This is a genomic window from Streptomyces sp. P17, assembly GCF_032436805.1.
Taxonomy (GTDB): Bacteria; Actinomycetota; Actinomycetes; order Streptomycetales; family Streptomycetaceae; genus Streptomyces.
On the sequence record NZ_JAVRBF010000007.1, the window covers coordinates 1 to 13,567 of the forward strand.

The 13,567-nt window shown below is 71.2% G+C and carries 12 protein-coding genes and 1 tRNA gene; 5 read left to right on the plus strand and 8 right to left on the minus strand.

All coding sequences use genetic code 11. The annotated features are described in order from the left end of the window. From RMT89_RS06010 to RMT89_RS06035, 6 genes are all read right to left on the minus strand, one after another. The coding region (locus RMT89_RS06010; protein ID WP_315882864.1) for a BTAD domain-containing putative transcriptional regulator at positions 1 to 1,940 on the minus strand (1,940 nt) is incomplete at its 3' end. Then, positions 1,937 to 2,143 carry a hypothetical protein gene (locus RMT89_RS06015; protein ID WP_315882865.1) on the minus strand — a complete coding sequence of 69 codons (207 nt, stop codon included), beginning with the start codon at positions 2,141 to 2,143 and terminating at the stop codon, positions 1,937 to 1,939. The genes RMT89_RS06010 and RMT89_RS06015, both read right to left, overlap by 4 nt. Next, on the minus strand, positions 2,140 to 3,135 hold the full coding sequence (locus tag RMT89_RS06020) for an AraC family transcriptional regulator (protein ID WP_315882866.1): 996 nt from the start codon (positions 3,133 to 3,135) through the stop codon (positions 2,140 to 2,142). Before RMT89_RS06020 ends, RMT89_RS06015 begins: the two co-directional genes overlap by 4 nt. A 177-nt stretch (positions 3,136 to 3,312) precedes the next feature. Continuing rightward, positions 3,313 to 4,683: a class II 3-deoxy-7-phosphoheptulonate synthase gene (locus RMT89_RS06025; protein ID WP_399497646.1), complete on the minus strand. Its 1,371-nt coding sequence runs from the start codon at positions 4,681 to 4,683 to the stop codon at positions 3,313 to 3,315. Positions 4,684 to 5,160: 477 nt separating this feature from the next. Continuing rightward, complete coding sequence (locus tag RMT89_RS06030; RefSeq protein ID WP_315882868.1) at positions 5,161 to 5,493, minus strand: LysR family transcriptional regulator; 333 nt, start codon at positions 5,491 to 5,493, stop codon at positions 5,161 to 5,163. Between the two features lie 47 nt (positions 5,494 to 5,540). Further along, positions 5,541 to 6,206, minus strand: a complete 666-nt coding sequence (locus tag RMT89_RS06035; protein WP_315882869.1) for a ScbR family autoregulator-binding transcription factor — start codon at positions 6,204 to 6,206, stop codon at positions 5,541 to 5,543. 231 nt (positions 6,207 to 6,437) lie between these two features. On the opposite strand from RMT89_RS06035, the gene RMT89_RS06040 reads away from it, so the two are divergent. Then, positions 6,438 to 7,367 (plus strand): ScbA/BarX family gamma-butyrolactone biosynthesis protein, encoded by a 930-nt coding sequence (locus RMT89_RS06040; RefSeq protein WP_315882870.1) that lies wholly within the window; start codon positions 6,438 to 6,440, stop codon positions 7,365 to 7,367. A gap of 653 nt (positions 7,368 to 8,020) precedes the next feature. On the opposite strand, the gene RMT89_RS06045 is transcribed toward RMT89_RS06040, so the two are convergent. Beyond that, on the minus strand, positions 8,021 to 8,785 hold the full coding sequence (locus RMT89_RS06045) for an SDR family oxidoreductase (protein ID WP_315882871.1): 765 nt from the start codon (positions 8,783 to 8,785) through the stop codon (positions 8,021 to 8,023). Positions 8,786 to 8,965: 180 nt separating this feature from the next. Between RMT89_RS06045 and RMT89_RS06050 the strand changes: the two genes are divergently transcribed. Together RMT89_RS06050 and RMT89_RS06055 are read left to right on the plus strand one after the other, a co-directional pair. Then, positions 8,966 to 9,943 carry an NAD(P)-dependent oxidoreductase gene (locus tag RMT89_RS06050; protein ID WP_315882872.1) on the plus strand — a complete coding sequence of 326 codons (978 nt, stop codon included), beginning with the start codon at positions 8,966 to 8,968 and terminating at the stop codon, positions 9,941 to 9,943. Positions 9,944 to 10,260: 317 nt separating this feature from the next. Next, on the plus strand, positions 10,261 to 11,481 hold the full coding sequence (locus RMT89_RS06055; protein ID WP_315882873.1) for a beta-ketoacyl-[acyl-carrier-protein] synthase family protein: 1,221 nt from the start codon (positions 10,261 to 10,263) through the stop codon (positions 11,479 to 11,481). 81 nt (positions 11,482 to 11,562) lie between these two features. Here RMT89_RS06055 and RMT89_RS06060 read toward each other — a convergent pair. Further along, positions 11,563 to 11,649, minus strand: a tRNA-Leu gene (locus RMT89_RS06060). Positions 11,650 to 12,123: 474 nt separating this feature from the next. Here RMT89_RS06060 and RMT89_RS06065 point away from each other — a divergent pair. Next, the gene (locus RMT89_RS06065; RefSeq protein WP_315882874.1) at positions 12,124 to 12,984 is read left to right on the plus strand and encodes a DUF3662 and FHA domain-containing protein; all 861 of its coding nucleotides are present in this window, start codon (positions 12,124 to 12,126) and stop codon (positions 12,982 to 12,984) included. 10 nt (positions 12,985 to 12,994) lie between these two features. Continuing rightward, positions 12,995 to 13,510, plus strand: coding sequence for an FHA domain-containing protein (locus RMT89_RS06070; protein ID WP_315882875.1), 516 nt, complete (start codon positions 12,995 to 12,997; stop codon positions 13,508 to 13,510). The last annotated feature ends 57 nt before the right edge of the window (positions 13,511 to 13,567 follow it).

A 13,567-nucleotide genomic window follows, 5' to 3' on the forward strand; every position in this document is an offset into this window, starting at 1 on the left:
GCGCAGCCACCAGCCGCGTGCGCGAGGACGGCGGTCCGGCCGGCTTCGGGACCGGCCGTGTCAGTCCGGCCCGCGTCCGACCACGCGGAGTCGGTCCGGCCGGCGCAGCCACCGGCCGCGTGCGCGAGGACGGCGAACCGGACGATCTCCGGTACTCGGAAGGTGGCCGAGCCCCCCGGCGGGGCGTCGGCGAGGACCAGGACATGCCGGTCCAGCAGCCGCCCCACCACCGACTGGGCGCTCCAGGTGTCGAGTTCCAGCACCTTCTTGACCTGCTCGGTGTCGAAGGGCCCCGGGCCCGCCGCGGCGAGCAGGAACATCGACCTGCGCAGCCAGGGCGCGAGCCGGGCCAGGGCGCTGTCCGCGCGGGCGAGCGCGGCGCAGGCCTCGTCCTGGAGTTCGGCGACCAGACGGTCGTCGTCGAGCAGTCCCGCGGCCAGGTCGGTGAGCGTCCACATGGGCCGGGCCGCGTACAGCTCGCCCACGGCGCGCAGCATCAGCGGATGCCTGCCCATCCGGGCGACCACGTGCCGCAGCGCCGCGTGGTGGCCGGTGATGCGCTCCTCGCCGACCAGCCGCTCGACGAAGGCGGCCGCGTCCTCGGCACCGAGCGGCCCGAGGGTGAGCCGCCGGGCGCCGGGCAGTCCGGACAGCCGGACCCGGGAGGTCACCAGGGTCAGGCAGGCGTCGCCGCCGGGCAGCAGCGGGAGCACCTGGTCGGTGCCGGCGGCATCGTCGAGCAGCACGAGCAGCTTGCGTTCCCGGGCGGCGGCCCGGAAGAGCGCGGCGAGTGACTCGGGTTCCTCGGGCTGCCGCGGCCGGCCGATGCCCAGCCCGTCCAGCAGCGACCGCAGCACGGCCTCCGGGGAGCGCGGCCGGTCGGATCCGTCGTGCAGGGACGCGTACAGCAGCCCGTCGGGGAACCGTTCGGCCAGGGAGCGGGCGGCCCGTACGGCGAGCGCGGTCTTTCCCACGCCCGCCGGTCCGAGCAGGGTGACCACATGAGGGCCCGGCGCGGTGAACCGCTCCCCGATCCGGGCGAGTTCCGGCTCCCGGCCGACGAAATCCGGTGCCTCCAGCGGCAGTTGATCCACGGCCGGGGTGACGGGCGCAGGGGCCGCGGGACGCCGTACGACCGCCTTCTCGGGCTTCGTGGCGGGCGGCAGGACCTCGCGCAGTATGTCCTGCTGGAGTTTGCGCACCCGCTCGGACGGCTCGATGCCCAGTTCGTCGACGAGCCGGTGACGCAGTCGCAGATAGGCGTCGAGGGCCGTGCTGCGCTGTCCGGACCGGTGGGCGGCGATCATCAGCTGGGCGGTGAACCGCTCGTCCAGCGGATGGTCCACGGTGAGCCGGCGCAGCTCCGCCACCAGCGCCTGATGGCGGCCCAGTTGCAGATCCGCCTCGATCCGCAGCTCCAGCGCGCCGAGCCGGGCCTCGCCGATCTGCGCGATCCGCGCGGTGAGCAGGGGACCGGCCTCAAGACCGGCGAACGGCTCGCCCCGCCACAGCGCGAGTCCCTCGCGCAGCAGCCGGGCGGCGTCCTCGGGCGCCCCGGAGGCGAGCGCGGCGCGGGCACGGGACACCCGCTGCTCGAACTCCCACAGATCCAGCTCGCCCGGCCGGGCCGTCAGCCGGTAGCCGCCCGGCCCGGTCTCCAGGCGCTCCCCGGCGGGGTCGGTACTGCCCTTGAGGGCCTGGCGCAGTTGGTAGATGTACGTCTGCACGGTCTTGCGGGCCAGCCGTGGCGGCTCCTCGTCCCACAGCTCCTCGACGAGGGCCTGTGTGGACACCAGATGGTTGGCGTCCAGCAGCAGTACGGCCATGGCCCGCCGCGCCATCGGCGCGGTGAGGGTGCGGCGCTCGCCGCCCACATGGATCTCCAGCGGGCCGAGCACCTTGATGCGCAGTTCGGGCAGGCCGGTGGCGGTGGCGGTCATGTCTTCCTCCTGCGGCCCCGGTCCTTGCCCCGGTCCCGTGCGGCCGTGTGCGGTGCCGCGTTCTGGTGGGTGACCGTCTTGGCCGAGACCAGCCGGCCCGGGCAGGACGACTCCGGCGGCAGTCCGCCGGGCAGCAGCAGGCCGAGGAAGTGCTCGACGGTTCCGTAGCGCGCCGTCGCGGCGGCGCCGTTGTTCGCGCTCATCGCCGGGCTCCAGCCCTGAGGCCGGCGGGGTCGGTGTCATGGTGGTGGTCCATGGCGCGGCGCTCCTTCCGGAACTCGCTGGGCGTGACCCCGTAGCGGCCGCGGAACAGGCGGCTGAAGTGGGACGCCCCGTACAGTCCCGCCCGCTCGCCGATCAGCGCGACGGGCAGGTGGTCGAGGGAGGGGTCGGCCAGTTCGGACCGGCAGCGGGCGAGCCGCTCGTCGCGGATCCAGCGGGCCGGGCTGACGCCGAACTCCTGGAAGATCTTCTGGAGATAGCGCAGCGAGATGTTGTGGCGGCGGGCGACCTCGATGGGGCTCAGGCTCGGCTCCGCGAGGTGCTCACGCACATGGGCCTGGATCCTGAGCATCAGCGCCTGGCGGGCGATCTCGCTGTCGGGGGCCACCTCGCGCATCCGCTCGGCGAACAGCACCGCGGTGAGCCCGGCGACGCTGCCGCCGAGCAGGTCGACGGCCGTCTCGACTTCCTCCCCGTGCCGGTCCAGGCCTTCGAGCAGGCTGCTGAGCAGGGCGGCGGCACCCTGGTCGCCACTCCAGGCGCGGGCGGTAAGGCGCTGGGTGTCGGCGGCGGTGAGCCCGACCAGGGAGTGGGTCACCGTGACGTCGACCATCCGGAACTGCTCCGGCATGATCACCTTGAACGGGCGGCCGGTGTCGAAGGAGATCAGCTGCGGCGGCCGTACGACGCCGTGGCGGCCGTCCTGGAACACCCAGACCTCGCCGTGCAGCGGCCGGCACATCCTCAGCCGCGACCGCTCCCCGTCCCCGATCAGCCGCCCGGGCCGGACCAGTTCACGAGGACCCCCCTGGACGAGCGACACGGTCACCTCGCCGAAGCGATGGCGGGCCGTCGTCCCTTCGAGGATCTCCTCGTGGCTCTTGACGATCTGCAGACCACCGCGCTCTGCGGGCGGCGGATCGGCAGTGCACCGGCGCATCTGCCGGGGCTTCACCTCACTGACACGTTGCATCGCGTACCCCCTGTTCCGATGTCGGAGCTCTCGATGAAGCACCACCAGAGAAACATACCCGCATGCGGGTTTTCTACTTCGATCGAGAGTTTCGATGGAGTACGAGGAGGGCGCGCCGAGGAGACCGGGCCGCCGTCAGCCCGGTCTCTCGCCCGGAGTTCAGTCCAAGTGCGCTGGTCAGGCCGCCTGTGCGATACGCGGGCGGGCGGCGGCGGGAACGGCGCGGTCGGCGTACAACTCCGCGACCTGGAAGGCGAGATCGAGCGCCTGGTAGCGGTTGAGCCGGGGGTCGCAGGCGGTCTGGTAGCGCCGGTGCAGATCGGTCAGCCCGATGGGGTGGCCGCCGCCGACGCACTCGGTCACGTCGTCGCCGGTCAGCTCGATGTGGATACCGCCGGGGTGGGTGCCGAGCTCGCGGTGCGCCTCGAAGAAGCCGGTCACCTCGTCCAGGACGTCGTCGAAGCGGCGGGTCTTGTGACCGCTGGCCGCCGAGAAGGTGTTGCCGTGCATGGGGTCGCAGATCCAGGCGACGGGCGCCTCGGCCTCGCCCACGACCTCGACGAGCGAGGGCAGTACGTCACGGACCTTGTCGCGGCCCATGCGCGTGATGAACGACAGCCGGCCCGGCTCCCGTTCGGGGTCGAGGCGGTCGATGAGCGCGAGGACCTCGTCCCGGGTGGCGGACGGACCGAGCTTCACGGCAACGGGGTTACGGACGGACGCGGCGAACTCCACGTGCGCATGGTCGAGTTGGCGGGTGCGCTCGCCGATCCAGACCATGTGTCCGGAGACGTCGTAGGCGTGCCCGGTGCGGGAGTCGGTACGGGTGAGGGCGGCCTCGTAGTCGAGCAGCAGCGCCTCGTGGCTGGAGTAGAACTCCGCGAGGTGGAACTCGCCGGGGTCAGCGCCGCAGGCGGCGAGGAAGGTCAGGGCCCGGTCGATGTCCCGGGCGAGGGCCTCGTAGCGGGCGCCGACGGGGGAGTTGTTGACGAAGTCGCGGTTCCACTCGTGGACCTGGCGAAGGTCGCCGTAGCCGCCGGTCACGAAGGCGCGTATGAGGTTCAGGGTGGAAGCCGAGGCGTGGTACATGCGTTTGAGGCGTTCCGGGTCGGGCCGGCGGGCCTCCTCGGTGAACTCCTGGCCGTTGACGGCATCGCCGCGGTAGACGGGCAGGGTGATGTCACCGCGGACCTCGACGGGCTTCGAGCGCGGCTTGGAGTACTGGCCGGCGATCCTGCCGATCTTCACGACCGGTACGGAGGTGGCGTAGGTCAGTACGGCGGCCATCTGGAGCAGCGTCTTGACCTTGTCCCGCACCTGGTCGGCGGTGATCCCGTCGAAGGTCTCGGCGCAGTCGCCGCCCTGCAGCAGGAAGGCCTCGCCCTTCGCCACCCGGGCGATGCGCTCGCGCAGTTGGTCGCACTCCCCGGCGAACACCAGCGGCGGGTAGGACGCCAGCTCTTCGAGAACGCCCTTGAGGGCGTCCGGGTCGGGCCAGTCGGGCTGCTGGGCGGCCGGAAGCAGGCGCCAGGAATCCACATCCGTCATGCGCTGATCAGCATTCATGTTGGGCTGAGCCTCACTCTTGTCCGGGGAAGGGTGTCGGTCCGGGTGTCCGGGGAAGGGCCGGCGCGGTGCGCGGCGGGGCGCGGGTCCGGGGGACGGAGCGGCCCTCCCACCGCCGGGGCGCTCCTCGCCGGGGGAAGTACGAGGAGGGCACCGGTCGACGGGAGGGCCTCGACAGCGACACTACGAACACCGCCGCCCCCGTGGTTGCCGCCCCGCGCACCGTCCCTTGCCGAAACACGCGTGAGGGGGCCGGGACGCCGGAATTTCATATTCCGGAGCGTCGGAACAGATCATTCCGAGCGAGGGAATCAAGAAACGGGGCCGCGAGGGACTTCTTTCGGCCACACCTGAATACGGAGGCGGTAATTCGGAATGGCTTCTTCCGTAAGCCGGAGACACCAAAGGGCGGCTCCGGAAGAAACCGGAGCCGCCGACGCCGCCCCTCAGTTACTCACATCACGCACCGCTTCCGGCAGGTTCGCGCACACCCGCCCTCCGTGCCCGGGGCCGGCGTGCCGGAGCCGTGCAGGCCGGCTCCGTGGCCACCGCCCGCCGTCCCGCCTCCGCCGCGTCGATGATGATCCGGGCGTACGGCAGCAGCCGTGACCCCGCCTCGGTCAGCGCCAGTTGGCGGTGGCTGCGGTCGAACAGGGCCGCGCCGAGGGACTCCTCCAGGTTCTGGATCTGCGCCGTCACCGTGGACTGCGCGTAGTTGAGGTTCCGTGCCGCCCGAGTCACGCTCAACTCGGCCGCCACCTCACGAAATGCCCGTAGCTGCTGGATCTGCACGTGCCGCTCCCTTCGGGCGACCCCACGAGGGCCGCCCACAACCGCTCTCAGACGGAGCTGTGGACCGCGGCCCCGCGGGTCAGCCGCTTGCCGCGCTCCGCGGTGATGTCGAGCCGGTCGTACACCTCGGGCCTGGCCAGCGAGCGGGCCATCAGGTCGTAGAGAACGGCGATCCGCTCCTCCACATCGGCCCGGTTCGTCATGATCTCCGACAGCAGCTGCACGCCGGTGAAGGCGCCCACCGCCGCGTCGGACGCCGTTGCCACATCGATGCCCGGCACCAACTCCCCCTGCTCCTGGGCCTCTCCGAGCAGCCGGGTGCTGACCTCGATCCAGGCCTGGTAGGGCACCTTGCGGTCGATGACGTCATGGCCCATGTCGACCGCGAGGCGAATGCTGCCCTGGAGCATCCGGTCGAAGGTGAGCCGGTGCGCCACGAGCAGCGTCACGTCCACCCACTCCTGGACCTTCGGCGCACCCGGCTCCTGCGGCGGCGCGAAGTACCGGAACTGCTCCGCCACCTGCTCGTCCAGCACCGCCTGTGCCAGCTCGGCCTTGGAGGTGAAGTGGAAGTAGAAGGCCCCCTTCGTCACACCGCACCGCTGGTAAACGTCCGAGATCCTCGTGGCGGAGTAGCCGCACTCCGCGAAGACCTCGCCCGCCGCTTCCAGAATCGCCTGACGTGTCCTGATGGCTCGATCCTGCTGCGCCACTGGGCCCCCTTCCTTCGTCGTTGTTGATGATGAACACAAGCGGGCTCGTATGCGGAACCACCCGCTCTCATTGAAAAACATACCCGCATGCGCGTATCTTACCGGCGGGGTTGGAACCAGTCACCCGTCATGCACCTTCTCGTTCCAGAAGGAAGAGCAATGACCACCAACATTGGTATTCACAGGGGCCGACGCCGCCACGGGGGGATAAGGAAGACGGTGTTTCCGGTCATGCCGGCCGCACCGGTCAGGCCGTTCATCCTGTCGCCCGAGGCGTCGATCGACACCAGGCTCGTACATCGAACGCACCGGAAGGACGTGCTGCCGACCGGCATCACCAAGCTCGACGACCGCCACTACACCGTCTCCACGCGATGGCCCGCCGACCATCGCCGATTCACGGACGAACAGGGCAACTTCCTGCCCTCGCTGGTCATCGAGAGCATCCGCCAGGCTGTGATCCTGGTCGCTCACGACGGCCTCGGCGTCCCCCTCGGCCACCAGTTCCTGGTGTCCGCCGCGCACCACCGCGTGGACCCGAACCGGCTGCTCGCACCCGAGGCGCCGGCCCGGCTCGACCTCGATGTCTCCATCCACGATCTCAAGCACCGCCGAGGCGTCCCGTCCTCGCTGGAGGCCCGGGTGGTCCTCCGGGTGGACGGCGAGATCATCGGCACCGGCGGCGGCGATTGCTCCGTCATGACCGCCGAGGTCTACCGCCGGCTGCGCCGCGGCCGTACGGAGACCGCCTGGACCGCCGCGCTCGCCGCGCCGCTGCCCGCACCCGTACCCGTGCACTCCGTCGGCCGGACCCACGACTGCGACGTGGCCCTGGCACCCGGCGACGAACCCGGCCACTGGCTGCTGCGCGCCGATGTGTCGAACGAGCTGATGTTCGACCACCCGAACGACCACATGCCCGCGATGGTCCTCCTCGACGCCGCACAGCAGGCCGCGCACATCGTCTTCGAGGGACGTCCCTTCCTGCCCTCGTCCTGCGTCGTCTCCTGCTCGCGGTACGTCGAGTTCGACTCGCCCTGCACGGTCCGGGCCGACCTCAAGGAAGAGGCCGGACGCGGATACGTGCTGTCCGTCACCGGGCACCAGGGCGGGGAGCAGGTCTTCGAGATCCTGTTCCGTGGGTTGTCCGAGGTGCGATAGGCCGTCGGTCATCCGCCGCGCCATGGCGGCTGGTCGCGCGGTACCCGCGCCCCTTCGGTGCGCTGCACAACCGTGCATCCACTAGGGGGTGTTTTGAAAGTCCTGTGCGGTGCCCGCGGTGTTCGGTGCGTGCCCTCGGCGTGCCGGACGAAGGCCCTCGTACTGGACGTACTTGGGTCTTTGGCCGGTGCGGCGAGGGTGCGTGCCGGGCGCCGTGGGTGCTGTGCGGGACTTTCAAAACACCCCCTAGTACCCGCACAGCCGGCACACCCTCCCGGGCACCTCCGGGCACCGCCCTTGCGACGATCCGCTACCGGCACCGAGGCGCTCCCGCCGTCCGAGCCGCGCATCCGTACCCCGGCATGCGTGGCGTCGTACGCGGCCCTCGCGGGCCGGGTCCTCCTCGGCGTGGCCTCGCCGGCATCCGCCCATTCGACCCTCACCGCCCTTCCACACCCTCGTCCCTCGTCCCTCAGTTGACCAGGCCCCACCAGCGGGCCTTCGACCGCCCGGCCCCGGCCGGGCGCCGCACCTCGTACCGCCTCAGCTCAGGAGCTCGTCCCATGACCCGCACCGACGGAGCCCGCACGGCACGATCCGCCCCCGCGGTCCCTCCGCCTCTCCCCCCGCACCGCCGCTCTGCCGCTCCCTGTTCATCGCACCGTCCACCCGCCGTCCACCGGCACCGTCGCGCCGACCACGAACGAGGCCCGGTCACTGCTCAGCCACGCCGCCGCCTCGGCGATCTCCTCCGGCACGGCGATCCGCGACAGCAGAGCCGCCCGCGCCAGTTCGTCCGCCACTCCGGGGACTTTCGCCATCCACGCGTCCGTCATTTCGCTGTGGGTCGCGCCGGGCACAATGGCGTTGACCCGAATTCCACTCGCCGAATATTCGGCGGCGACCGCCTTCGTCAATCCGATGACCGCATGCTTGGCGGCAATATAGGGAGCGGCCACCGGGGTCGCCACGAGCCCTGCCGTACTGCTGGTGTTCACGATGGCGCCACCGCGGCCGAGCATTGCTGTGATTTCATGGCGAAGACAGTTCCACATTCCGCGTACATTGGTGTCCATGACGGTGTCGTAGACCTCGTCGCTCATCTCGTGCATAGGCGTGCCCTCGGCCGCGACCCCGGCGTTGTTGAACGCCACGTCAAGCTTCCCGAATCTCTTCACGGCCTGCGCCACCCCCTCCGCCACCTGCTCGTTTCTCGCCACGTCGACCACCACATACTGGGCGTCGTACCCCTCGGCGCGCAGTTCGCCGACCAGCGCCGCGAGCCGTTTTCCGCGGCGGGCGGCCAGGGTGACAGAGGCGCCCTCCCGGCAAAAGACCCGGGCTGCCGCCGCCCCGATTCCACTGCTGGCACCCGTGATGAACGCGTGCTTTCCCTGAAGAAGTCCGCCGTACCGCATGGCCTCACATTACCCGTAAAATAAGTCCTCGATTCGAGCAGTACTCAATTCCGGCTCGAATCCCGGCCCGACCCTTTCACATAGCACCGGCACCCCCCACGCGCGGCGTTTTCTTCCCCCTCCGTTCCGCACTGCCTGCCCTGATCCCTTTTCCCGAGACGAGATCGGAAAGAAATTCACATGGCACCGACGCGACGGATACTGATCACCGGTGGCACCGGCTTCGTGGGCTCCCACGTCACCGCCCTACTGACCACCACCGCCGGCCCGACGGGCATCCGCCTCCTGGTCCACAACCGGCCCCCGGCCCTCGACGACACGGACCGGATGGAGGTGCGCCACGGCTCGCTGCGCGACCCGCGCTCGCTGCGCGGTGTCTGCGACGGCGTGGACACCGTGCTCCATCTGGCCTCGCTGATCGGCGGCAGCCCCGCGGACTGCGCGGCCGTCAACGACGCGGGTACCGAGGCCCTGCTGGCCGAGGCCGCTCGCGCGGGGGTCGAGCGGATCATCCAGCTGGGCACGACAGCCGTCTACCGGGACGAGCCGCACACCGGAGCCAAGGAGGGCGAGCCGGAACTCGGCCCGTCCTCGCCGACGAGCGTCAGCAGGCTGGCCGGGGAACAGCGGGTCCTCGCGGCCGGCGGTCTGGTCCTGCGCCCGCATCTGGTCCACGGCCCCGGAGACGTCTGGGTGGTCCCGGCTCTGGTGGACTTCCTCACCGCCTTCCCCCGTTGGATCGACGGCGGACGTGCCCGCACGTCCGTGATCGGTGTGCACGACCTGGCCCGGGTCGTGGCCGCGCTGGCCCTGCGGCCCGAGCTGCCGCGCGGTGCGGTCCTGCACGCGGGCCGGCCGGAGCCGGTCCTGGTGCGGGACCTGGTCGAGACGGTCTGCCGTGAGCTGCGCCTCCCCCTGCCCGAGGGCGAGGTGTCCTACGACCGGGCGGCCGCCCTGACCGGCGCCGACCGGGACCGGCTGGTCCGGCGGCGTCTGTCGTTGCTCGCGGTCGACCACTGGTACGACAGCTCCCGTCTGTGGCAGTTGCTCGACATGGCGCCCACCAGCGATTTCGCCCGTGACTTCGCCGTCGGTGCCACCTGGTACCGGTCGCTGCTCGCCCGCCGCACGGACGGCGAGCTGTTCCCCACGAGGTGACGACCGGAACCGGCGCACACGGCCGCGAACCCCACCGGACTGTCCCCGGTCCGGTGGGGCGCCGCTGCACCGATGCCACGCTAGGCCGCCCGACCGGGCTCTTCTCGCCGGGCCGCGCACGCGCTGTGGCACATCCGCGCACGACAACGGGGGTGCCGGAACGCCGGGTTGACGTGCCGGCACCCGCTGCCACGTTCACGCAGGATCTCTTGCCCGTTCGCGTCCGGCGGGCCCGTCCGGCGGTTCGCCGGGCGATGGTGACAGGACGCATCGAGGACGTACGACGACAGATCCCGCCGGATCCGAGGAGACATGAGATGGCCCCGCACGGTGACGACGTACTGGTGACAGGTGTGGGTGCGCTGACACCGCTGGGCGCGAGCGCCGCCGCGTCCTGGGACGGCCTGCTGGCCGGGCGGTCCGGTGTCCGCGCGCTCGGCGCCGACTGGCCCGAGGAGTTGCCGGTGCGCATCGCCGGCACCGTGGAGTCCGATCCCGCCGAGGCGATCGGCCGGGTGCAGGCCCGCAAGCTGGACCGGGGCGAGCAACTGGCCGTGGTCGCCGCCCGCGAGGCCTGGCGGGACGCGGGCGTGCCCCAGGTCGAGCCGGAGCGCCTCGCCGTCGTCGTCGGCACCGGCATCGGCGGCATCCTCAGCTCGCTCGGCCAGGACGACCTCTACGAGAGCTCGGGGATGCGGCGCCTGTCACCGTTCGCGGTGCCGATGCTGATGCCCAACGGCCCGGCCGCGTGGGTCTCCATGGAGCTCGGCGCGCGGGCCGGCGCCCGCGCCCCCGTCAGCGCCTGTGCATCCGGCGCGGAGTCGATCGCGCTGGGCCTGGACCTGATCCGGGCGGGCCGCGCCGATGTCGTCGTCGCGGGCGGCACGGAGGCCACCCTGCACCCGTTCATGATCGCCGCCTTCGCCCAGATGAAGGCGCTGTCCGTACAGGGCGGCGACCCGGCCGCGGTGTCCCGTCCGTTCGACGCGGCCCGCTCCGGGTTCGTGATCGCCGAGGGCGCCGCCCTGGTCGTCCTGGAACGCGCGGAGTTCGCCCGGGCGCGCGGGGCGCGTGTCTACGGCGCGCTCGCGGGTGCCGCCGTGCAGTCCAGCGCCCAGCACATCACCGCCTCCGACGCGGAGGGTCAGGTGCAGGCGATGCGTACGGCGCTGGCCGACGCGGGCGTCGAGGCACGGGACATCGGGCACGTCCACGCACACGCCACCTCCACCCCGAGCGGCGACCTCGCGGAGGCGGAAGCGCTGCAGAAGGTGTTCGGCGAGGGGGCGGCGGTCACCGCCACCAAGTCCATGACGGGCCACATGCTGGGCGCCTCCGGCGCGTTCGGCGCCCTGTCCACGCTGCTCTCCCTGCACCACGGGGTCGTACCTGCGGTCCGCAACCTCGACGAGCAGGACCCCGAGGTCCATCTGGACGTGGTCCACGGCGAGAACCGCACCGGCACCGGGGACGCGGCCCTCGCGAACTCCTTCGGCTTCGGCGGCCACAACGTCAGCCTGGTCCTGAAGCGCGCCTGAGAGCTTCCTCACAGGCGAGACAACCATCACAGCCACCGGACAACAGGAAAGAGCGGCATCTGATCGATGCCGCTCTTCCGGTGGTGCGCGAGGGGGGAGTTGAACCCCCACGCCCTTGCGGGCACTGGAACCTGAATCCAGCGCGTCTGCCTATTCCGCCACCCGCGCATTGGGTGTGTTTTCGGGCTCCGTTCCTTGCGGTGCGGCGCCTTCCGACACGCAGAACATTAGCACGCCGGCCAGGGTGGGTTCACATCCCTTTCGGCCGGGCAGCCGCCCACCTGCACCGGAACCACCGGTGCCGCATCCCGGCGGCCGCCGCTCAGGTATCAATGCGTACCTGTTCACGTATCAACCTCGTACCGGTCCGGCCCGTCTCCCCAGGAGCCGGTCCGGGTCCACAGTCAGGTGCGGGACACTGGTCTGCGGCCGCCTCTACGATCCTTGGCAGGAGTACGTCCGAGAAGAGTTCGAAGGCGGGCTCCACAGGGAACTTCGTCAGGCGTCGACACCCGTCGACCGTGCCGACAGGGGGAACCAGCCGATTCACCGGCGCGTGGATACGATCAGTAAGCAGTACCAGGTAAGGCAGCGCCCGCAAGGCGGGACACAGGACGGAAGCAGCTACGGAGGAGGTGCCCCATGGGAGTCCTGAAGAAGTTCGAGCAGCGTCTCGAAGGTCTGGTCAACGGCACTTTCGCCAAGGTGTTCAAGTCCGAGGTCCAGCCGGTGGAGATCGCGGGCGCGCTGCAGCGCGAGTGCGACAACAACGCGACGATCTGGAACCGCGACCGCACGGTCGTCCCCAATGACTTCATCGTGGAGCTGAGCGCGCCCGACTTCGAGCGCCTGAGCCCCTACTCCGGGCAGCTCGGCGACGAGCTCGCCGGCATGGTCCGCGACTACGCCAAGCAGCAGCGCTACAGCTTCATGGGCCCCATCAAGGTCCACCTGGAGAAGGCCGACGACCTCGACACCGGCCTGTACCGCGTGCGCAGCCGCACCCTGGCCGGCTCCACCGACCAGCAGGGCGGCCAGCCCGCCCCCGCCCCGGCCGGACGCCCCGGCGGCTACGGCTACCCGCCCGCCGCCGCTCCGGCCGCGCCCGCGGGAGCCCCGCCCATGCCGAGCGCGCCGCCCCCCGGCGGCGCCCGCCCCGGCGGCTACGGCTATCCGCAGCCCGTCGGCGGCCAGCGCCCCACGGCGCCCGCGGCCCCCGGCCGCACCCGCTACTGGATCGAGATCAACGGCACCCGCCATCAGATCTCCCGCGCGACGCTCGTGCTGGGTCGCAGCACCGAGGCCGACGTGCGGATCGACGACCCCGGCGTCTCCCGCCGGCACTGTGAGATCCGGACCGGAACGCCCTCGACGATCCAGGATCTCGGGTCCACCAACGGCATCGTGGTGGACGGGCAGCACACCACCCGCGCTACGCTCCGCGACGGCTCGCGGATCGTCGTGGGCAGCACCACCATTCTCTATAGGCAAGCCGAAGGGTGAAGCGGGGGCAATGTCAGAGCTGACCCTCACGGTCATGCGGCTGGGTTTCCTGGCCGTCCTGTGGCTGTTCGTGATCGTGGCCGTGCAGGTCATCCGCAGCGACCTGTTCGGTACGCGCGTCACCCAGCGCGGGTCGCGCCGGGAAGCGGGCCGGCAGCAGCAGGCGGCCCGGCAGGCCGCGCCACCGCAACAGCGCCAGCAGGCGGGCGGCGGTGGCCGCCAGCGCCGTAACGCCCCCACCAAGCTCGTCGTCTCCGAGGGCACCCTCACGGGCACCACGGTCGCGCTCCAGGGCCAGACCATCACGCTGGGCCGGGCGCACGACAGCACGATCGTGCTGGACGACGACTACGCCTCCAGCCGGCATGCCAGGATCTACCCGGACCGCGACGGCCAGTGGATCGTCGAGGACCTGGGCTCCACCAACGGCACCTACCTCGACCGAACGCGGCTGACGACCCCCACACCGATTCCGCTGGGCGCGCCGATCCGCATCGGCAAGACCGTCATCGAGCTGCGGAAGTAGTGCTGCATCATGAATAGGCGCGAGCGGAGCGAGCACGCAGCGGAGGCCCCCACGACG